The organism is Ornithinibacillus gellani (genome assembly GCF_003730295.1).
Taxonomy (GTDB): domain Bacteria; phylum Bacillota; class Bacilli; order Bacillales; family Amphibacillaceae; genus Ornithinibacillus_A; species Ornithinibacillus_A gellani.
The window spans coordinates 12531-32565 of sequence record NZ_QTSZ01000021.1 but is presented as its reverse complement, the minus strand read 5'-3'; the positions used below and the strand labels follow the sequence as shown (position 1 = coordinate 32565).

Sequence of the window (20035 nt, the reverse complement as noted above, 5' to 3'; positions counted from 1 at the left end):
ACGGTTAACATGTAATACATGGACTGGAATTATAATTGGAGGATGAATAAATATGGCTATTAAATTAAAGGCAGTTAAACGTGAAGATTTAAGAGGTTCTGCAACGAAGGCATTACGTTTTGAAGGTAATGTACCAGCAGTTGTATATGGTAAAGAAAAGGATACACAAACGATTGCGGTAAATAGTGTTGATTTATTAAAAACAGTTCGTGATGAAGGTAGAAACGCCATCATTACATTAGATGTGGAAGGCGGTAAACCAGTCGAGGTAATGCTGCATGATTACCAGATGGATGCCGTGAAAAATGATCTTGTTCATGTAGACTTTTATATTGTTGATATGAAAGAAGAGATGGATGTTTCTGTTGCAGTTCGTTTGGATGGAGAGCCTGTTGGCGCTAAGGAAGGCGGAATCTTACAGCAGCCATTATTCGAGGTTGTCGTACGTGCGAAGCCAAATGATATTCCAGATGAAATTGCAGTTGATGTTGCTGAATTGAACATTGGTGATGTCATTACAGTTGCAGATTTACCTAAAGCTGCAGCTTACGAAATCTTGGAAGAAGCAGATACAACTGTTGCAACCGTACTTGCACCAACAGAAGAAGAGCTTGAGCCTGCTTCTGAGGAAGATGCACAGGCTGAGCCTGAACTCGTTGGCGCTGAGGATGAAGACGAAGAATAATATGGCTGATGAATCAGCTTGACAGCATTAACCCTCCTTTTGTAACGTAGGATTTTACGTAAAGGAGGGATTGTTGTTTTATCCGCTTTTTATGAAAAAATGGAAAAATGGCATATTTGTTTAAGCCGTCTGCATACTAATTCATGCAAAGGAAGAGTTCAATGAAATGTATTGTTGGGTTAGGAAATCCAGGAAGAAAATATCGTCAAACACGGCATAATATCGGATTTATGGTCATTGAGGAATTGGCTTTTCGTCATGGCTGGAATTTGGATAAAAAGAAATTTAACGGACAGTTTGCGATGGAGCATTTAAATGGCGAAAAGGTTATTTTGCTGCAGCCTCAGACTTATATGAACTTATCTGGGGAATCGATTCGTCCTTTAATGGATTTTTATCAAATAGATATTGCTGACGTACTCGTTGTGTACGATGATTTAGATTTACCAACTGGAAAAATTCGCTTGCGGCAAAAGGGCGGACATGGTGGGCATAATGGTATTAAATCAACAATTGCCCATGTCGGAAAAGATTTCAAACGATTGCGGATTGGGATTGGTCGACCAGACACGCCGATTCCTGTCGTTGATTACGTGCTTGGGAATTTTCCAAAGGATGAGCAGCCTGCCGTCATTGAAAGTATTAAAAAGGCTGCAGATGCTTGTGAAACATGGCTAGACAAACCGTTCCTAGAAGTTATGAATGAATATAATCAGTGATGTGGGATACCGTGTATAAATATAGGCGATTCGGGTATGCTTTTTAATAGTAACAGCGCAACTCTATCGGTTGTGAATATGGTAATACGCCATCGGTAACGGCCAATAGATGGAGGGTTAACATATCCGAGGAGGATTCTTCTGCATGTCTATTATTTATAAATGCAGGCATTGTGGGCATATCATTGGTGAGTTAAAACAGCAGGAAGTAGATGTATCTGCACTTGGCTGGGATCGATTAACGCCAGAAGATAAGCAGGAAATGATTCAGTATCAAGAAAATGGGGAAATCCATCTACAAGTGATTTGTGAAAATTGTCAGGAATCACTAGGGGCATATCCGCAGTATCATGAGCTGGATTTTTTCATACAATAACATACACACACATAGCGACAGACCTTGCAAGTGCTTGGGCAAGTCTAGTCAAATGACAACATATGCCATCTGTCTGTTGCTATCCATGTCCCAGAACGAGGATTGACAGGCTTTGGCTATAGTGGCCAAAGCATTTTTGGGCTTGCTTGAACTGTATAAGGCCAGTCTGTTCTGATAAGTCTTCATTGACAAGCCAATTAGCAGCAGGCTGGACATACGTTTTTTAAATCGATATGCGGGTAAGCTTACAGAGCTACGAGCATTTTATACATATGGAGGATTCAAAATGAAAGGCATATTAGGTTATTTACAATCAAAAGAAGATGTTCAATCCATCGTAAATGGGATTGATTCGGGGATGAAGGAGCAGCTTGCCGCTGGATTATCTGGCGTATCCAGAAGCCTGCTCGTTTCTGTAATCCATGAATCTGCTAACCGGCCAATTTTGCTATTGACCTATCAGTTGGTTCAAGCTCAGCAGCTGCATGATGATTTGGCAGCTATTATTGGTGAGGAGCATGTCCATCTTTATCCTGTGAATGAGCTAATTGCCTCCGATATCGCTGTAGCAAGTCCTGAGTTAAAGAGTCAGCGTATGGAAGCATTAATGAATTGGACGGACCAGCAATCCGGTATTTTAATTGCTCCAGTTGCTGCGGTGAAACGGATGCTCCCCCCTCCGAGCTATTGGAGTAAATATCAGCTCCCATTGAAAACAGGAGAATCCATCCAGCTGGATAGTTATTTAACTTCGCTTGTTGAAATGGGCTATGAGCATGCGTCCATGGTAACAACACCAGGTGAATTTAGCCGACGTGGTGGTATTATTGATATTTATCCGATTACGGAGAAGTTTCCCGTTCGTATAGAATTATTTGATGATGAGGTCGATTCGATTCGATTTTTTGATGCGGAAACACAGCGATCGCTTGATCAGGTTGAGGAATTGATGATTGGACCAGCTACAGAACTACTATTGACACCAGAGGATCGTGTAAAGGGTTCTCAACGTTTAGAAACGGCTTTGGCGCAGACGTTGAAAAAAATGAAGGTAAGTGAAGCGAAACAAGCCCTAGCCGAAGTGATTGAACATGACCTTGCTAAATGGAATGAACAGGCTTCCTTTAAGGAATTGTATAAGTATATTGGCTTTTTCTATGAGCAGCCTGCTAGTTTATTAGATTATCTACCAAAGAACGGGATTGTCGTTTTGGATGAAATGAGCCGTCTGCAGGAAACAGCTCAGCATTTGGATGTGGAAGAGGCGGAGTGGTATAGCAGTTTATTGGAATCTAATCAAATGGTTCAGGGAAGTCATTTTTCATTTGATTGGCAAACACTTTGGGATGGAATGAAACATCAGCGTATTTATATGTCTGTGTTTTTACGGCATATTCCAAATACCCAGCCCCAAAATATTATTAATTTTTCATCTCGTGCCATGCAGGAATTTCATGGACAAATGCCTTTATTTAAAAATGAGTTAACCCGTTGGGAAAAAAGCGATACATCTGTCATCGTTTTTGTTCCAAATGAAGCTCGTGCAACAAAGGTACAGTCTATTTTAGCAGACTATGATATGGAATTTGATGTGGCTGATCAGCTGTCATTACCGTTGGAGCGCCCTACAGTTGCGGTAGGTACCTTTCAAACAGGTATTGAGCTGCCGATGCATAAGCTCGCTATTATTACGGAAAATGAGTTGTTTAAGAAGAAAACAAAACGTCCTCGCAGGCAGCAGAAGCTATCCAATGCGGAGCGGATTAAGAATTATCAAGAGCTTAAAATCGGTGATTACGTTGTGCATGTGAATCACGGGATCGGAAAGTATGTTGGAATCGAGACCCTTGTAGTCAACGAGAAACACCAGGATTATATGCTGATTAAGTATTCCGGTGATGATAAGCTATTTGTTCCAATTGATCAAATTGATCTCGTGCAAAAGTTTGTCGGTTCAGAAGGTAAGGAGCCACGGCTATATAAACTGGGTGGTTCGGAATGGGCCAAGGTAAAACGTAAGGTGCAGTCTTCTGTAGAGGATATTGCGGATGACTTGATCAAGCTCTATGCCGAACGTGAAGCACGTAAAGGATTCGCTTTTAGTGAGGATACAGAGCTGCAAAAAGAATTTGATGCTGCTTTTCCATATCAGGAAACAGATGATCAGCTTCGTTGTATCGAGGAAATTAAACAGGATATGCAAAAAGAGCGCCCGATGGATCGCTTGTTGTGTGGAGATGTAGGCTATGGAAAAACAGAAGTAGCCATTCGCGCAGCTTTTAAGGCGGTTGCGGACGGGAAACAGGTTGCACTCCTTGTTCCAACAACGATTCTTGCCCAACAGCATTATGAAACGATTCTGGAACGCTTCCAGGATCAGCCAGTTTCTGTCGGCTTGTTAAGTCGTTTCCGAACGAAGAAGCAACAGAAGGAAACCATTGACGGGCTACGTAAAGGGTTAGTAGATATTGTAATTGGAACCCATCGATTATTGTCCAAAGACGTGCAATTTAAGGATTTGGGGCTATTGATTGTCGATGAGGAGCAGCGTTTTGGCGTAAAGCATAAAGAAAAAATTAAACAGTTGAAAACCAATGTGGATGTACTAACCTTAACGGCTACTCCGATTCCGCGGACGTTGCATATGTCGATGCTCGGAGTTCGAGATCTATCTGTTATTGAGACACCACCGGAAAACCGGTTCCCCATTCAGACGTATGTATTGGAATACAACCCAATCCTTGTACGTGAGGCGATAGAACGGGAAATGGCACGGGGAGGGCAAGTGTTCTTCCTTTATAACCGTGTAGAAAATATTGATCGGGTTGCACGTGACATAGGCATGCTCGTTCCAAATGCCAAAATTGCCATTGCACATGGGCAGATGAATGAAACGGAGTTGGAAAATGTCATCTTCGGATTTTTGGAAGGTGAATTTGATGTGCTTGTCAGTACGACTATCATTGAAACAGGTGTTGATATTCCTAATGTGAATACGTTGATTGTTTCTCATGCGGACCGGATGGGATTGAGTCAACTTTATCAATTACGCGGACGGGTAGGGCGTTCCAATCGTGTCGCCTATGCCTATTTCACTTACCAAAAGGATAAAGTGCTAACTGAAATAGCTGAAAAAAGATTGCAGGCCATCAAGGAGTTTACTGAGTTGGGCTCAGGCTTTAAAATTGCGATGCGTGATTTATCGATTCGTGGTGCTGGAAATTTACTCGGTGCACAGCAACATGGGTTTATTGATTCTGTTGGTTTTGATATGTATTCACAAATGCTGAAGGATGCAATTGATGCTAGAAAAGAAGGAAAAGAATTAACAGAAATAATGCCTTTTGAACCGGAGTTAGCATTAGCTGTAGATGCCTATATACCGGAGGATTATATTCCGGATGAAAAGCAGAAAATCGATATGTATAAACAATTCCAGGCAATTACGGAAGTGCAAGATGTGATGGAGTTACAGGAGGAATTGGTAGACCGGTTTGGTGATTATCCGGAAGAGGTTGCACATTTATTTGAAGTGACAACGTTAAAAATAGCTGCGAAAAAAGAACGGGTAGAAACGGTTACAGAAAGAGGCAATAAGATAGAAATATTATTGGAAGCGGACCGTAGCCAGCAGGTGGATGGTGCAAAGCTATTCGAATTGGCGAATGCCTATGGACGCCATGTTTTGCTGGGAACCGAGCAGTCTAAGCTGAAGGCTACATTCCAATTTTCCAAAGAAACAGCATTTTCCCGGTATGAAACAGTACAAGGATTTATCGAAAAGTTAAATACGGTCAATCGCCAAGTTGGCTAAGTTGGTAAAATTGGAATTTCATGTATAGTTCCTACAGGATGATTTATACTAAACAAACACAGCCGGTGTCCATACCCGAGATAATAAAGCTGTTGATTTGTAACGACAGAAATTTGGGTTGTTTGTTTTACCGCATGTGTTAAATGAGTTGGCTGTTTGAATTTTATTTGCTGTTGTAAAAGCTTGGCTATAGCAGGTAAGACAAATGGTTTTCGGACATCGATAAAATCATCGTAGGAAAGTGAGGCTTCATCATTGTGAAGGCAACAGGAATCGTACGACGAATTGATGATTTGGGAAGGGTTGTAATTCCTAAAGAAATTAGAAGAACGCTGCGAATTCGTGAAGGAGATCCACTCGAAATTTTCATTGATCGAGAGGGAGAAGTCATTTTAAAAAAGTATTCACCAATTAGTGAATTGGGCAATTTTGCAACTGAATATGCCGAGGCATTATTTGATTCTTTGCAGCACCCGGTAATTATTTGTGATAGAGACGAGGTAATCGCGGTTGCAGGTAAATCTAAAAAAGATTATTTGAAAAAAAGCATTTCAACCGAAATAGAAAATACAATAGAAAATCGTGCACATCATTTGGAGACCGAGTCCAAAGAATTGGAGTTTATTCAAGGAAAGCTGGAAGCAGTGGATGGATATTGTGTACAGGCTATCATTGCCAATGGAGATCCGATTGGTTGTGTCGTTGTATTTTCTAACGAAGGAAAGATAGGTAGTGCAGAGGAGAAAGCGGTGGAAACGGCTGCTATTTTCCTCGGAAAACAAATGGAATAATAAAGTATTCGGAGCCGTTCCATCGTGCATGACGCTAGGATGGCTCTCGCTATGGAACAAATAAAAAAATCGACGCGGCATTCAGGTGCTTCGTCGATTTTATTGTTTCAGTTATTTTTTTCTTTTGCTCCATCTGCCTAGGATAAAGGCACCGAGGCCGATGGCAAGCATGGTATTGGTTTTTTTATTAAAAGTTTGTTTGACGACTAGATTTAGATTTTGTGGACGCTCAGCAAGTCGGCGCATGAAATAGCCATACCAATCTGTGCCAAAAGGTACATAGGTACAGAAGCGATAGCCTTCCTTTGCCAGTTCAAGCTGTAAGTCTTTGCGGAAACCATAAAGCATTTGGAATTCAAAGCTGTCTTTTGAAATTTGATTATCTTTAACGAATTGTTTTACGTGGTTGATAATCTCATGGTCATGTGTTGCAATGGACGTGAATTTGCCATGTAGCAGATGATATTCGATCAATTCAATAAAATGACGATCAATATCCTTCTTGTCTTGATAAGCAACTTCTTCTGATTCCCTATAAGCGCCTTTTACAATGCGGAGGCGGTAATTTTTATATTTTTTTATATCATCACTTGCCCGATAAAAATAGGATTGGATAACGGTACCAATATGATCATGGTCTTTGGCAAGTTCGTCAATTAAGTCGAACGATGGTTGCAAATGTCCGTAATCCTCCATATCAATATTGATGAAGATATCGTATGCGCTTGCTTTTTCTACAATTTCACGCAGGTTTTCCTTACAGAAATCGTAGTCGATATCCAGGCCAATTTGTGTAGGCTTCAAGGATATATGTGCATCAACCTCATGAGCGTGGATTGCCTCAATCACTTGCAGGATTTGTTCCTTCGCCGCAGTTGCCTCGGCTTTGTCAAAAACAAATTCCCCTAAGTTATCAATGGTTGCTGAGATGCCTTGTCTATTTAAATCCTTTACACTGGCAATCATCTCTTCGACGTTCGTTCCAGCAACAACAGACTGTGCACCGAGCTTTAAGCCCCACTTTTGTGCTGCAGTATTGAGCATCTTATTTTCTGACAGTGATATGAAAAAATTCTTGGCGAAGTCCATTCGCGTTACCCCCAAACATATCTAATCTTTATACTTGTTCATTATATCACTTTCTAAAATAATTTACTTCGTTTAATGACCTCGATGAAGCGCATTATTTTATAACGACGCATGCTGCTGTCAATATCGAATCGATTTTATTCTGTGCTATAATAGGATGAAAAATCGCATATAAAAGGACGTCTTTTATGGATGGAAATGAAACAAATAAATTAGTAAAAGGTGCACTTCTGCTTACCTTAGCGGGTGTGATTAGTAAGCTGTTAAGTGCGGGGTATCGAATACCTTTACAGAATTTAACAGGTGATGTTGGGTTTTATGCCTACCAGCAAGTATATCCGATTCTGGGGATTGCTTCTGTATTGGCTTTATATGGTTTTCCAACGGCTATTTCCAAGCTTGCAGCAGAGCGGAGGCAGGAGGGAATCGGTTTATCGGGAAGGAATTTCCACATCCCCATCTTGTTTTTAATGTTTGGTATTGCAGGTTGTTTTTTTATCTTTTTATTATTAAATGCTCATTCACTTGCTTTACTTGTTGGTGATGTGAAGCTGGTATCCGGATATCGAGTAGCAGCATTTGTTTTTTTATTTATTCCATTGGTTGCTTTGTGGCGGGGAAGTTTCCAGGGAAGTCAGGAAATGAAACCGACAGCTGTATCTCAGGTAGGAGAACAGCTCGTTCGGGTAGCGATTATTATTGCGGCGGCGGTCTATGTCTATCGTACAGGAGTAAATATTCACCGCATTGGACAAGCGGCTGGATTAGCCTCAATGGCCGGGTTGTTGATGGCTACCCTGTTGCTTGGCTGGTATATGCTTCGTGCGAAAAATAATCAAACAAGTCGTTCGGATGCGGAAGTTCCTTGGCAATATTATTTGCGGACGATCATTATTTTTGGCATGGTGGCTTCGTTAAATCATATGGTTCTATTAATTATTCAATTCGCGGATACTTTTACGTTTGTGCCTAGTTTAATCAAACATGGTATGACGCCACTTGATGCCATGCGGACGAAGGGGATTTTTGATCGGGGACAGCCGCTCATTCAAATGGGAACCGTACTTGGATCTGCATTTGCTTTAGCGCTCGTACCAAGTATTTCCGCGAAACGTCCAGATGGTGGCAAAAAACCAGTGGATGATTCTATCGCGCGAGCGCTATCCTTTAGCTTTTACTTGTCACTCGGGGCAGGACTTGGTTTAATTTTAATTTTTCCTGAAACAAATCTGTTATTATTTCAGGACACGCATGGAACGCAAGCTTTGCGGGTACTTGTGTTATCCATGATTCTTAGTCCATTGGCGATTACTGCTGCGTCCATCTTACAAGGGCTGGGATTTGTAAAACGAACTGCCGGCTTTATTCTTGGGGCTTTCTTTGTGAAATGGATTGCTAACCAACTGTTTATTCCTATTTGGGGCATGATGGGCGGTGCCTTTGCGACCATTCTTAGTTTGATGCTCTTAGCGCTTGTCGTGCTGTATGAATTAAAGCGAAAGCTGCCGGGCTTGCGATTCCTTCGTTCGATCCATTGGCGAGCAAGTCTGTTGGCAAGTGCTGGTATGACGGTTTATATTTTTGTGATAAAAAAACTATTGCCGGAAATTACAAGTCTGTCTCGTCCGTTGCTTTTGGGTGAGGTCCTATTTTTGGCAGGCACTGGTGCATTGATCTATCTTGTGATATTAATTCGTTGTCATGCATTTACAGAGAAGGAGCTTGGAATGGTTCCATTTGCATCAAAATTTATTGGGTTGATTAGAAAGGATGATCGAAAATGACTTATCCAATAGAAGTGATTGGTCTTGGGGCGGGTACGCTGGAGCAGCTCCCTCTTGGTATCTATCGGAAGTTGAAGGCGATAACAGAAACGGTATGTGTGCGGACATTGGAGCATCCTGTTATTACTGCACTGCAGGAGGAAGGGGTTGTTTTCCATTCCTATGATGAAACCTATGAGTCCCATGATGATTTTGCAGATGTTTATGAGCACATCGTTAATGATTTGGTGGAGCGTGCCAAGCTGCGAAGGATAGTGTATGCTGTGCCAGGACATCCGATGCTAGCGGAAAAAACGGTGCAGCTATTGTTAGAGCGAGAGGATGCAGTAGTCGAACTAGCCGGTGGGCATAGTTATTTGGATGCGCTATTTACAGCGCTTCGGATCGATCCTATTGAGGGTTTTCAATTTGTGGATGGAAATTCCTTCGTACGGAGTGAGCTCATGTATCGTCAGCATCTGGTGTTTTGCCAGGTTTATGATGCATTCATTGCCTCAGAGGTGAAGCTCACTTTATTGGAGGATTTACCAGCTGATTATCAAGTGGCGATTGTAACTGCAGTTGGTACGGCTGAAGAAGCTGTTCGCTGGGTCGCTTTAGAAGAGCTGGATCATGATATAACCGTTGATAATTTACGGAGTGTGTATGTCCCACCAGCACCTAAAAATATGCAGAACCACACGTTTGCCAGACTAAAAGAGATTATTGCCGAGCTTCGCGGACCAAATGGTTGTCCATGGGATAAGAAGCAAACCCATGAATCATTAAGAGAGTATGCAATAGAAGAAGTATATGAGCTTCTTGAAGCGATTGATCAAGAAGATGATGATGGCATAATCGAAGAGCTTGGAGATGTATTGCTTCAAGTGATGCTCCATAGTCAAATCGGGGAAGATAATGGTTATTTTACGATTGATGATGTCATTCGCTCGATTGTAGAGAAGATGATTCATCGGCACCCACATGTTTTTTCAAATGGTACAGCTGATTCTGCGGATGAAGTGATTCAACATTGGGATAGGTTGAAGCAGGAAGAAAAAGGGGATGCGAGAAGGTCTGTTTTGTCGGGAGTTCCTAAGCCATTACCAGCATTAGCCAAGGCTTATAAGCTACAAGCAAAAGCGGCAAAGGTGGGTTTTAACTGGGAAGACCCTGCAGATATTTGGGCGAAGCTGGATGAGGAAATGAATGAGGTAAAAGCTGCCATTCATCAAGGCAATCAGACAGAAATAGAAGAAGAGCTCGGCGATGTTTTGTTTGTTTTAGCTAATCTAGCGCGGTTCTATCAGATTCATCCAGAGGTGGCATTAGAGACTGCCAACCGGAAATTTATCCATCGGTTTACGTATATAGAAAATGCATTGGCTTCACAGGGGAAGGCATTAAAGGATACAACACTTGAAGAAATGGATTATTATTGGGATCAAGCAAAGGAAAGGGAGTAATCATATGCGATTAGATAAGTTTTTGAAGGTGTCACGATTGATTAAGCGCCGGACGATGGCGAAGGAAATAGCGGATCAGGGTAGAATCACGATTAATGGCAATCAAGCTAAGGCAGGAACCAATGTGGAGGTTGGTGATCAGCTGGCAATTCGATTTGGTCAAAAGCTGGTCACCGTGCAGGTCAATATGCTAAAAGAAACCGTTAAAAAAGACGAAGCAGATTTACTTTATACTGTTTTAAAGGAAGAACCAATCGATTCTTAATGGTGAAATGAAATTACCGTCAATAATAGTTCTACACTTGTCCTTCCATACATAAGTTAGTATGGATAAGGAGGACGAGTCTATGAATTATTACGACAAAGAAACTGGGACAAGATCACCACAAAAGGATCATATGTTAAAAATCAATAATCGAAAGCTACTGGAAATCTCAGGTGTGCGTGAGGTTGATAGCTTTGATAATGAAGAGTTTTTATTGGAAACAGTAATGGGTTATTTGATTGTGCGTGGACAAAATCTGCAGTTGAAAAATCTGGATGTTGGCGATGGCATTGTATCCATCAAGGGTAAAATTTATGAAATCGCCTACGTAGATGAACAGCAGGAGAAGGCTAAAGGCTTCTTTAGCAAGCTATTCAAATGACACTGGAACTTCAATTTCAAACGATCCTGACTATGGTTTCAGGAGGCTTTTATTTGGGTATAGTTTTAGACACGTTCCGGCGTCTCACCCGGAGTCTCGCCAAAAGGCAACTACTGTTTGCCTTTTTAGAGGTGTGTTTTTGGTTGACCCAAACGTTTATATTGTTCTTCCTGTTATTCCTCGTTAATGGCGGAGAGCTAAGGGGCTATATATTTGTAGCTGTGTTACTTGGCTTTTCAGCTTACCAAGCATTGGCTGCTACTGTTTATAAACGGCTATTGGAATGGTTTATTCGAGCAATTATTTATATATATCAATTGTTTTCCAGTATTATCCATGCTATTGTCATATTACCGATACTTTTTTGTGTGAAAGTAGTCTGGATATGTTTGCGAGCCATCGTATATGCAGTGCTCGCTATCGTTTTTTTCATTCTTCGAGTATTGTTCGCACCAATAAAATGGATTTTTAAGGTAATTTATCAACGATTACCAGTAAATTTTCAAAAGTATTTGCACAAATTGGCAGGATTTTATAGTACAATAACGAATATAGGTAAAGAATGGCTGAAGTCAATCACGTTTAAAGGGAGGGAGTAGCTTGGCTGAAAAAGAAAAATCCATTACGCAGCTGAATAGAAATTACATCAAGCAGTATGACGCATACATAGAAAGACGAAAACGGAAAAAGAAGCGATTGATTCGTCGACTCGTTTTATTTACCGTAATCGTAATGCTTGCTTTTGGAAGTTTAGCTACCTACCATATCAAGCAGCGTGTGCTTCATGCCGAAAAGAAGGATCAATATGAGCAGTTGCAAAAAGATTATGCATCACTTCAAAAAGAAGAAAATTATTTGCAGGAAGAAATCGATTTGCTGAATAATGATGAATATATTCTGGAAATCGCCCGCACGAATTACTTCTTCTCAAAAAAAGGGGAATTAATTTTTAAAATACCGAATAAGGATTCCTCTTATTGACACACTTTCAATAGCTTAGCTATAATATAAGAGAGAGACGCTTTTTAAAAATCTTAAGGAGGAGCATTTTTTTTATGTCAATCGAAGTAGGCAGCAAGCTGCAGGGTAAGGTAACAGGCATTACTAATTTTGGTGCTTTTGTGGAGTTAAATAAGGGAACAACCGGTCTTGTCCACATAAGTGAGGTTGCCGACAACTATGTAAAAGACATTAATGAACACCTAAGTGTTGGCGATGAAGTAACAGTTAAGGTGATTAATGTCGAAAAAGATGGTAAGATCGGACTTTCCATAAAAAAAGCAAAGGATCGCCCAGTGCGACAAAGAAATCCTAGGGAACGTACAGAGTCCTTCGAATCCAAAATTAGCCGTTTTCTGAAAGATTCTGAAGACCGTTTAGCCTCTTTAAAGAAGCACACGGAATCCAGACGCGGGGGTCGAGGTGCTAAAAGAGGATAGCAATTGCTGTCTATGGATAATGCTCTATTCATTTATATGCAAAAAGCAGATACCCAGTTTGTATCTGCTTTTTCGTTTTTTGTACTATTTTAAAATTCGGCTGACTTAATCCACATCAACCGTTGAACAGTATGGCGGCAATTGAATGTCTTCAAAGAACCTGGATGTATGACGCTGAAATGGTTCAATTTGTTGGTTCCATATGGATTTCATTGTAAATTTACATTTCGCAATATTTCAAGTACGATAAAAATAGGAAGAAGCCTGCAGAGGATGATTAGATGGACACGAAGAAACGATATGAGGATCTATTAGCGAATATGAACCAGTATAATGCGGGGGATATAGGAATTACTCGTATTGCTTATACGAACGAGGAACAAGCATGTACCTATGCCTTTATGCGAATGTGTATGTCGGAAAAGATGGCCGTACGCTTGGATTCCTGTGGTAATTTAATTGCCCGCAGAAAAGGAAGAAATAATGATTTGCCTCCTGTTGTTATCGGATCGCATTTGGACACCGTTTATCAAGGTGGTAAATATGATGGGGTTGTAGGTGTCACTGCAGGTCTTGAAATTATTAGACGATTAAATGATAAAGGCATCGAGACGGAGCACCCTATTGAAGTCATTGCCTTTGCATGTGAAGAATCCTCCCGCTTCGGTGTGTCCACTTTTGGTAGTAAGGCGATGGCTGGAAAGGTAGATGTAGAGACATATCGTCATTTGGAGGATCGCGACGGTATCACGATGGAAAAGGCCTTGGAGATGTGTGCACTTGATTTTAACAGTATGGAGGATGCAAGCAGGGTAGATGAGGGCTTCCATGCTTATTTTGAATTGCATGTGGAGCAAGGACCTGTTCTCATAAATAAGCAAAAGAAAATCGGTATCGTAACCGGGATTGCTGCACCAGCGCGACTACTTGTTACGATTCGTGGCAAAGCTTCGCATTCGGGGACCACACCAATGTATATGCGTAAGGATGCATTGCTTGGTGCGGCTGAAATTTCATTGGAGCTTGAAAAGGCAGCCAATCAAGAGCAAGCATATGGCACCGTAGCGACAGTAGGTGTCTTACATATCCCTGCTGGTGCAATGAACGTCGTGCCTGGTCAAGCGGATTTGAAAATTGATATTCGTTCAACCTCTGCGGATTCCAGACAACGTGTGCTGGATCATGTATTAAAGGTCATTGAACGTGTAGGCGAAACGCGGCAACTGGAAATGGAAACAAAGCTGATTAGTAATGAAGATCCTGTTATATTATCTTCTGAACTCGTGAAGCAGTCAGAAGCAATTTGTACGGAGCGCGGTTTATCCTACGAAATCATGCATAGCGGTGCCGGGCATGATGCGATGAATATGGTGCATCTAGGTCCAGTGGGCTTAATCTTTGTACCATCTGAGGATGGACTAAGTCACCATCCGGATGAATATACGGAGCTGGATGATATCATGCATGGTATTGATGTATTAGAAGCGGCTGTATTAAGACAAGCACTTGTACTGAAATCTGTTTAACAACAAAGCCATAAGCAGGCGTGGTAACAGAAGCGCCCGAATCGTTTAAAAATGGGATGCGGATTGCTTAAAACTAGACGTAAGCGCCCGAATCGTTTAAAAATGGGATGCCGATCGCTCAAAACTAGACGTAAGCGCCTGAATCGTTTAAAAATGGGATGCGGATTGCTTAAAACTAGACGTAAGCACCTGAATCGTTTAAAAATGGGATGCGGATTGCTTAAAACTAGACGTAAGCGCCTGAATCGTTTAAAAATCGATTGCCGATTGCTCAAAATTAGACAGAAGCACCTGAATCGTTTAAAAATCGATTGCAGATTGCTCAAAACTAAACAGAAGCGCCTGAATCGTTTAAAAATGGGATGCGGATTGCTTAAAATTAGACGGAAGGGCCTGAATCGTTTAAAAATCGGATGCCGATCGCTCAAAATTAGACGGAAGGGCCTGAATCGTTTAAAAATCGATTGCCGATTGCTTAAAACTAGACGGAAGGGCCTGAATCGTTTAAAAATGGGATGCGGATTGCTTAAAACTAGACGGAAGGGCCTGAATCGTTTAAAAATCGATTGCAGTTTGCTTAAAACTAAACGGAAGCGCCCGCCCCGTCAAAAAATCGTTTGCGTTTCACCTAAAACTAGACGGAAAATCCCCCGAGGCTGCGCTAGCGCATGCCAAATCTAAGGAATTGGACGTCCGTTTCCGTATAAAAGCTCATTAAAAAAGCCCTGTGAATTCAAACGAATCCACAGGGCTTTTCATTGGATAGCGGCGGAGGGGATCGAACCCACGACCTCACGGGTATGAACCGTACGCTCTCGCCAGCTGAGCTACGCCGCCAAATGAGTCAACAAAAAATATCATACATGAGGATTTGATTCGTGTCAATAGATTTTTTCTATCTGTTTGGTTTTCATAGATTGGCAGGAAGCTCAAAAGAAGCTGTTTTCTCGTACGGGTTCATGGAAATTGTGTAAAAATATGTTGCCTGTTATGCTTTTGTTCGCATTTTTTTACAGGAATTATAAGTGGTTTATAAATGGGGCAGACCCTTCATAAACATACAAGGTCTCGCAAGATAGGGGTTGTTCAATGATTTGTTCATAGGCAAAAGGATGGATGAATTTATGTAGAATGCCGCTTAAGTGCTAAGAATGCAGTCGAACGATTTTCTGAATTCTCTCTCTTGTTTTGACAAAAAAAGAAAGCATGGTGTGGTTTAATAGCTTGCAGAGAGGGAGGGCTGTACATGGCGGATTTTATATCAGCGTTACGTACAAAAGCTTTAGGGGAAAACGAAAGAATCTTTCAGGGACTATGGAGAAAACTAGGGAAACGCGTGAGTGTCCAGCTATTAGAAAAGGGTTGGATCCTCATGTTTATTGGTTTTCTATTGGGACGAGCTGTCATCCTATCAACGATATCACCTTTTGCAATTGCTTATTTGGCTACGATTTGGGTTAGTAGTAAGGACAAAGCAGGAAGAGTATTGCTTGCTATTTTAGCCGGGGCAGCAGCCTCTTCTATGTCTCATGCAATTTATATGGCTCTGGCATTATCTGTCTTTATTTTATTGGCGGGTATTTTTAAGCATGTCCGACATCCATTCATCATTCCGTGCTTCGTGTGGTTAGCAACCATTGTACCACGATTAAGTCTTTATTCTTTCTATGGCGAGCTTACATCCTATGAATGGATGCTGTTAGCGGTGGAAGGAATATTAGCAACCATCCTCGTTCTTATCTTTATGCAAAGTGTTCCACTATTATCACTGAAACGTTTTAAACCTACATTAAAAAACGAAGAAATAATTTGTATGATTATATTGTTCGCTTCTATCTTGACGGGCACGACAGGCTGGGAGCTGTATGGTGCATCTATAGAGCAAGTGTTTTCGCGATACCTCGTTATGATGCTCGCCTTTGTTGGTGGTGCAGCAATTGGCTCAACGGTTGGAGTTGTGGCAGGGCTGATTTTATCCTTGGCTAATGTGGCCAATTTATATCAAATGAGCTTGCTTGCCTTTTCCGGACTAATGGGAGGGCTGCTGCGGGAAGGAAAGAAAGTCGGTGTTGCTATTGGGTTACTCGTTGGTACATGTTTAGTAGGTATTTATAGTCATGTAGATAGCTTGATTCCTTCTTTAACAGAATCTTTGCTGGCCATTTGTTTATTTATGGCGACACCGTCAAGCTGGTTTAAAAAATTATCGCGTTTCATTCCGGGAACAGAGGCACATTCAGAGGAGCAAGAACAGTATTTACAGAAGGTGCGTCACGTGACAGCGAAACGGGTGGAGCAATTCTCTGATGTGTTTCAGGCATTGTCAAAAAGCTTTATCAATGCGGAAACGGCCGCACATCCATTAGAAGAACAGGAATCCAAGCGGGAAACCGATTATTTTTTGAGTCAGGTTACGGAAAAAACCTGCCAATCTTGTTTTATGAAGGATCGTTGTTGGCAGCAGCAATTTGATACGACCTATGGATTAATGGAGGAGTTGAAACAAGGAATCCGAGATGGACAGGAGCCGCCACGGAAGCTCGTGCGTGAATTTGAAAATTATTGTGTCAAATCGAAGAAGGTAGTAGATGTGATGAAGGAGGAATGGTCTCTATTTGAAGCAAATCGGAGACTGAAACAGCAGGTGTTGGAAAGTAAACGTCTTGTCGCGGAGCAGCTGCAAGGTGTTTCGGAGGTCATGGAAGATTTCGCAAAAGAAATTGTACAGGAAAGAAAACAGCATGAACAACAGGAGCTGCAAATTGCCAATGCATTAAAACAGTTGCATATTGAATTGGAAAAGCTGGATATCTATTCGCTTGAAAAAGGTAATGTCGACATTGAGCTTATCGTCTCTTTCTATGATTATCGGGGCGAGGGGGCCAAACTCATTGCACCAATTTTATCGGATATTTTACATGAATTAATTGTAATCAAGCATGAGGAGATATCTCCTTTTCCCAATGGCAGCTCATTTTTAGCATTTGGTTCGGCAAGGGAATTCGTTGTGGAAACTGGAGTGGCACATGCTGCTAAGGATGGCGGGATAGTTTCTGGTGATAGTTATACGACCATGGAGCTTGGAACTGGAAAATATGCTGTTGCGATTAGTGATGGTATGGGCAATGGAACACGCGCACATGAAGAAAGTGGTGAGACGTTGCGGTTGCTACAGCAAATCTTACAAACTGGTATTCCGGAGCATGTCGCTATCAAGTCGATTAACTCTATTCTAGCTTTGCGCTCAACCGATGAAATGTTTGCTACGCTGGATTTAGCGGTGATTAACCTACATAATGCCCGGGTTCGCTTTTTAAAGATTGGCTCGACCCCTAGTTTTATTAAACGGGGAGACCAGCTGCTTAAGGTGGAGGCGAGTAATTTGCCAATGGGGATTATTCATGAATTTGATGTTGATATTGTTCAGGAGCAGCTGGTATCGGGTGACCTGCTCGTTATGATGAGTGACGGCATATTTGAAGGGCCGAAGCATGTCGAGCGTACCGATCTGTGGATCAAGCGAAAGCTAGCAGCGATGCAGACGGAGGATCCTCAAGAAATGGCTGATCTATTACTGGAGGAGGTTATTCGTACGCGAAAAGGAGCAATTGATGATGATATGACTGTGTTGGTAGCACGGGTGGAAAAATATATACCTGAATGGGCCTCCATTCCGTTATATCCAGCATCAAATGTATAATTTGTTCTGCTTCATTGATTATATAAATATCCGCTATAATTGGCAGACTACTGAAAATCTTTGGAACTGATTTTACAAAACAACGAGATGGTGCCGGGCGAAGCGTTCACCTGTATTGGAAACCAACAGTGCTTCACCCATGTCACATAACTTTTCAATAAAAAGATGCAAGCTGGATATTGATAGGAGCCCAGTTCGCATCTTTTTGCTTTTTTGTAGGTTCTATTCTGACAGACATTTTTTTGTGTTGCTAAGAAAAAGCGGATAAACGTCGATGTTGATGTATAGCAGTCCATGATTTTGGCGAAAATGGTAGTTGAAATCATGGAGGTGGATCGTTTGAAAAAAGGGACATTAAAACAAATATTACTGATTACAGATGGATGCTCGAATAAAGGAGAGGATCCAGCAGCAACCGCAGCACTTGCAAGGGAACAGGGAATTACCGTCAATGTGATTGGCATATTGGAGGATGATCATTCAGAGGAACCAGATGGATTAATGGAGGTTGAAAATATTGCTTTATCAGGTGGGGGCGTGAGCCAGCTTGTCTACCAGCAGGCATTGTCACAAACCGTACAAATGGTTACAAAGCAAGCGATGACGCAGACGCTTCAAGGCTTTGTTAATTTGGAGCTGCAGCAAATATTGGGTTCGGATCAAACGATGGAGGATTTAGCTCCTGATAAGCGTGGAGAGATTATGGAAGTAGTCGAGGATATGGGTGAAACATGTGATTTGGAGGTACTGGTACTTGTGGATACAAGTGCGAGTATGCATGATAAGCTTCCAACTGTAAAGGAAGCCTTGATTGATTTATCTATTAGTCTGAATGCACGGATTGGTCGTAACCGCTTTTGCATGCTGCAATTCCCCGGCAAGCGTCGAGATGCAGAAAAAATTTTGGATTGGTCACCGAAATTTGATGCCGTTTCCAACTCCTTCCCGAAGCTCATGAGTGGTGGCGTTACGCCGACGGGACCTGCCATACGTGAAGCGATGCATCAATTTGGTCGTAAAAGTCTATTAAGGAGCTTTGGAAGAAATGATGGGCAAGACCTGGAGCAAGCCTGAGCAATGGCTAAGACCAGGACTCAAGATTGTTGGAAAATGGCATCAGAACGAATACGTGTTAAAGCGGAAGCTTGGCCAAGGGGCGATTGGCACGGTTTATTTATGTGAGATGAATGGTCAGTTGGTTGCCTTAAAAATGAGTGAAAAAAATACATCGATGACGATGGAGGTAAATGTGCTGAAATCGCTTGAGAAGGCTCGGGACCACTGTCTTGGGCCTTCTCTGCTTGATGTAGATGATTGGCAGCCGCCACATGGACCGGTTCTCTCCTTTTATGTGATGGAATATATACAAGGAGAGCCCCTTCGGACATTCTTACAACGAAATGGAACAGACTGGCTCGGGGTCTTTATGTTACAGCTGCTTGATGATTTGGATAAACTGCATGAGGCGGGTTGGGTTTGTGGTGATTTAAAGCTGGAAAATTTACTAGTCACGAATACACCGCCAAGGATTCGGTGGATTGATGTGGGTGGCACGACAAAGATAGGGAGAGCCATCAAGGAATATACAGAATTTTATGATCGTGGCTACTGGGGAATGGGATCTAGAAAAGCAGAGCCAAGCTATGATTTATTTGCTTTTGCTATGGTGTGTATTGGTTTGTTCTATGCGAGTACATTTGAAAGAGGGAAGCAGCAACCAGAAGTCCTTATTCGCAGAAGACTGCATCGTGTGCAGACATTACGCCCTTTTGAGGCTTGTATCATGAAGGCAATTACGGGAAAGTATCGTAGTGCAAAACAGATGCATCAAGATATAAGTCATGTGCTGCAGCAAATGAAAGCGAAAAAGCGGGATTCTTCCTCCTCGGATGCTTTTCTAATGGAGGGAGCGGGTATGCTTTTACTTGCTGGAGGGTACTATCTATTATCGCTTTTCATCCCCTAAAGCTTCAAAAATATGGTAATATAACAGGAAGACTAAGTGGGCGGGAAGGATTAG

The 20035-nt window shown here is 41.7% G+C and carries 17 protein-coding genes and 1 tRNA gene; 16 read left to right on the top strand and 2 right to left on the bottom strand.

Features of this window, described 5'->3' with window-relative positions:
- The first annotated feature begins 52 nt into the window (after positions 1-52).
- The 5 genes from DX933_RS06975 to spoVT all read left to right on the top strand — a co-directional run bounded on the left by DX933_RS06975 (position 53) and on the right by spoVT (position 6385).
- Positions 53-685 (top strand): 50S ribosomal protein L25/general stress protein Ctc, encoded by a 633-nt coding sequence (locus DX933_RS06975; protein ID WP_123315755.1) that lies wholly within the window; start codon positions 53-55, stop codon positions 683-685.
- A 161-nt stretch (positions 686-846) separates the two neighbouring features.
- The gene (gene pth, locus DX933_RS06970) at positions 847-1404 is read left to right on the top strand and encodes an aminoacyl-tRNA hydrolase (RefSeq protein WP_123315754.1); all 558 of its coding nucleotides are present in this window, start codon (positions 847-849) and stop codon (positions 1402-1404) included.
- Between the two features lie 145 nt (positions 1405-1549).
- Positions 1550-1780, top strand: coding sequence for an anti-sigma-F factor Fin family protein (locus DX933_RS06965; protein WP_123315753.1), 231 nt, complete (start codon positions 1550-1552; stop codon positions 1778-1780).
- Between the two features lie 286 nt (positions 1781-2066).
- Positions 2067-5594: a transcription-repair coupling factor gene (gene mfd / locus DX933_RS06960; protein ID WP_123315752.1), complete on the top strand. Its 3528-nt coding sequence runs from the start codon at positions 2067-2069 to the stop codon at positions 5592-5594.
- A 257-nt stretch (positions 5595-5851) separates the two neighbouring features.
- Positions 5852-6385: a stage V sporulation protein T gene (gene spoVT, locus DX933_RS06955; protein WP_123315751.1), complete on the top strand. Its 534-nt coding sequence runs from the start codon at positions 5852-5854 to the stop codon at positions 6383-6385.
- Positions 6386-6496: 111 nt separating this feature from the next.
- Here the strand turns inward: spoVT and DX933_RS06950 are convergent, their stop codons facing one another.
- On the bottom strand, positions 6497-7474 hold the full coding sequence (locus tag DX933_RS06950) for a proline dehydrogenase family protein (RefSeq protein WP_123315750.1): 978 nt from the start codon (positions 7472-7474) through the stop codon (positions 6497-6499).
- Between the two features lie 188 nt (positions 7475-7662).
- Between DX933_RS06950 and DX933_RS06945 the strand changes: the two genes are divergently transcribed.
- From DX933_RS06945 to DX933_RS06910, 8 genes are all read left to right on the top strand, one after another.
- Positions 7663-9258, top strand: coding sequence for a putative polysaccharide biosynthesis protein (locus DX933_RS06945; protein ID WP_123315749.1), 1596 nt, complete (start codon positions 7663-7665; stop codon positions 9256-9258).
- A complete protein-coding gene (locus tag DX933_RS06940) occupies positions 9255-10703 on the top strand; it encodes a bifunctional methyltransferase/pyrophosphohydrolase YabN (protein ID WP_123315748.1) in 1449 nt (482 codons plus the stop codon). Before DX933_RS06945 ends, DX933_RS06940 begins: the two co-directional genes overlap by 4 nt.
- Before the next feature lie 4 nt (positions 10704-10707).
- The gene (locus tag DX933_RS06935) at positions 10708-10968 is read left to right on the top strand and encodes an RNA-binding S4 domain-containing protein (protein WP_123315747.1); all 261 of its coding nucleotides are present in this window, start codon (positions 10708-10710) and stop codon (positions 10966-10968) included.
- An 82-nt stretch (positions 10969-11050) separates the two neighbouring features.
- Positions 11051-11350: a sporulation protein YabP gene (yabP, locus tag DX933_RS06930; protein WP_123315746.1), complete on the top strand. Its 300-nt coding sequence runs from the start codon at positions 11051-11053 to the stop codon at positions 11348-11350.
- A complete protein-coding gene (gene yabQ, locus DX933_RS06925; protein WP_123315745.1) occupies positions 11347-11949 on the top strand; it encodes a spore cortex biosynthesis protein YabQ in 603 nt (200 codons plus the stop codon). Before yabP ends, yabQ begins: the two co-directional genes overlap by 4 nt.
- Before the next feature lies 1 nt (position 11950).
- Positions 11951-12331: an FtsB family cell division protein gene (locus tag DX933_RS06920; protein WP_123315744.1), complete on the top strand. Its 381-nt coding sequence runs from the start codon at positions 11951-11953 to the stop codon at positions 12329-12331.
- 74 nt (positions 12332-12405) lie between these two features.
- Complete coding sequence (locus tag DX933_RS06915) at positions 12406-12789, top strand: S1 domain-containing RNA-binding protein (protein ID WP_123315743.1); 384 nt, start codon at positions 12406-12408, stop codon at positions 12787-12789.
- A gap of 281 nt (positions 12790-13070) precedes the next feature.
- Positions 13071-14315, top strand: a complete 1245-nt coding sequence (locus DX933_RS06910; RefSeq protein ID WP_123315742.1) for a M20 family metallo-hydrolase — start codon at positions 13071-13073, stop codon at positions 14313-14315.
- Positions 14316-15078: 763 nt separating this feature from the next.
- Here the strand turns inward: DX933_RS06910 and DX933_RS06905 are convergent.
- Positions 15079-15152 (bottom strand) — tRNA-Met (locus DX933_RS06905).
- Between the two features lie 409 nt (positions 15153-15561).
- Between DX933_RS06905 and spoIIE the strand changes: the two genes are divergently transcribed.
- The 3 genes from spoIIE (at position 15562) to DX933_RS06890 (ending at position 19981) form a co-directional block, all read left to right on the top strand.
- Positions 15562-18015: a stage II sporulation protein E gene (gene spoIIE, locus DX933_RS06900; protein WP_123315741.1), complete on the top strand. Its 2454-nt coding sequence runs from the start codon at positions 15562-15564 to the stop codon at positions 18013-18015.
- Positions 18016-18354: 339 nt separating this feature from the next.
- Positions 18355-19089 (top strand): VWA domain-containing protein, encoded by a 735-nt coding sequence (locus DX933_RS06895; protein WP_123315775.1) that lies wholly within the window; start codon positions 18355-18357, stop codon positions 19087-19089.
- Positions 19061-19981 carry a protein kinase domain-containing protein gene (locus DX933_RS06890; RefSeq protein ID WP_223805903.1) on the top strand — a complete coding sequence of 307 codons (921 nt, stop codon included), beginning with the start codon at positions 19061-19063 and terminating at the stop codon, positions 19979-19981. The genes DX933_RS06895 and DX933_RS06890 overlap by 29 nt, the downstream gene beginning before the upstream one ends.
- Positions 19982-20035 lie beyond the last annotated feature (54 nt).

Coding starts and splice junctions, on each gene's coding strand:
- DX933_RS06945 (WP_123315749.1), top strand. CDS start 7,663: ATGGATGGAAATGAAACAAATAAATTAGTAAAAGGTGCACTTCTGCTT.
- DX933_RS06975 (WP_123315755.1), top strand. CDS start 53: ATGGCTATTAAATTAAAGGCAGTTAAACGTGAAGATTTAAGAGGTTCT.
- DX933_RS06915 (WP_123315743.1), top strand. CDS start 12,406: ATGTCAATCGAAGTAGGCAGCAAGCTGCAGGGTAAGGTAACAGGCATT.
- DX933_RS06940 (WP_123315748.1), top strand. CDS start 9,255: ATGACTTATCCAATAGAAGTGATTGGTCTTGGGGCGGGTACGCTGGAG.
- spoIIE (WP_123315741.1), top strand. CDS start 15,562: ATGGCGGATTTTATATCAGCGTTACGTACAAAAGCTTTAGGGGAAAAC.
- mfd (WP_123315752.1), top strand. CDS start 2,067: ATGAAAGGCATATTAGGTTATTTACAATCAAAAGAAGATGTTCAATCC.
- DX933_RS06950 (WP_123315750.1), bottom strand. CDS start 7,474: ATGGACTTCGCCAAGAATTTTTTCATATCACTGTCAGAAAATAAGATG.
- DX933_RS06965 (WP_123315753.1), top strand. CDS start 1,550: ATGTCTATTATTTATAAATGCAGGCATTGTGGGCATATCATTGGTGAG.
- DX933_RS06890 (WP_223805903.1), top strand. CDS start 19,061: ATGATGGGCAAGACCTGGAGCAAGCCTGAGCAATGGCTAAGACCAGGA.
- yabQ (WP_123315745.1), top strand. CDS start 11,347: ATGACACTGGAACTTCAATTTCAAACGATCCTGACTATGGTTTCAGGA.
- DX933_RS06910 (WP_123315742.1), top strand. CDS start 13,071: ATGGACACGAAGAAACGATATGAGGATCTATTAGCGAATATGAACCAG.
- yabP (WP_123315746.1), top strand. CDS start 11,051: ATGAATTATTACGACAAAGAAACTGGGACAAGATCACCACAAAAGGAT.
- pth (WP_123315754.1), top strand. CDS start 847: ATGAAATGTATTGTTGGGTTAGGAAATCCAGGAAGAAAATATCGTCAA.
- DX933_RS06935 (WP_123315747.1), top strand. CDS start 10,708: ATGCGATTAGATAAGTTTTTGAAGGTGTCACGATTGATTAAGCGCCGG.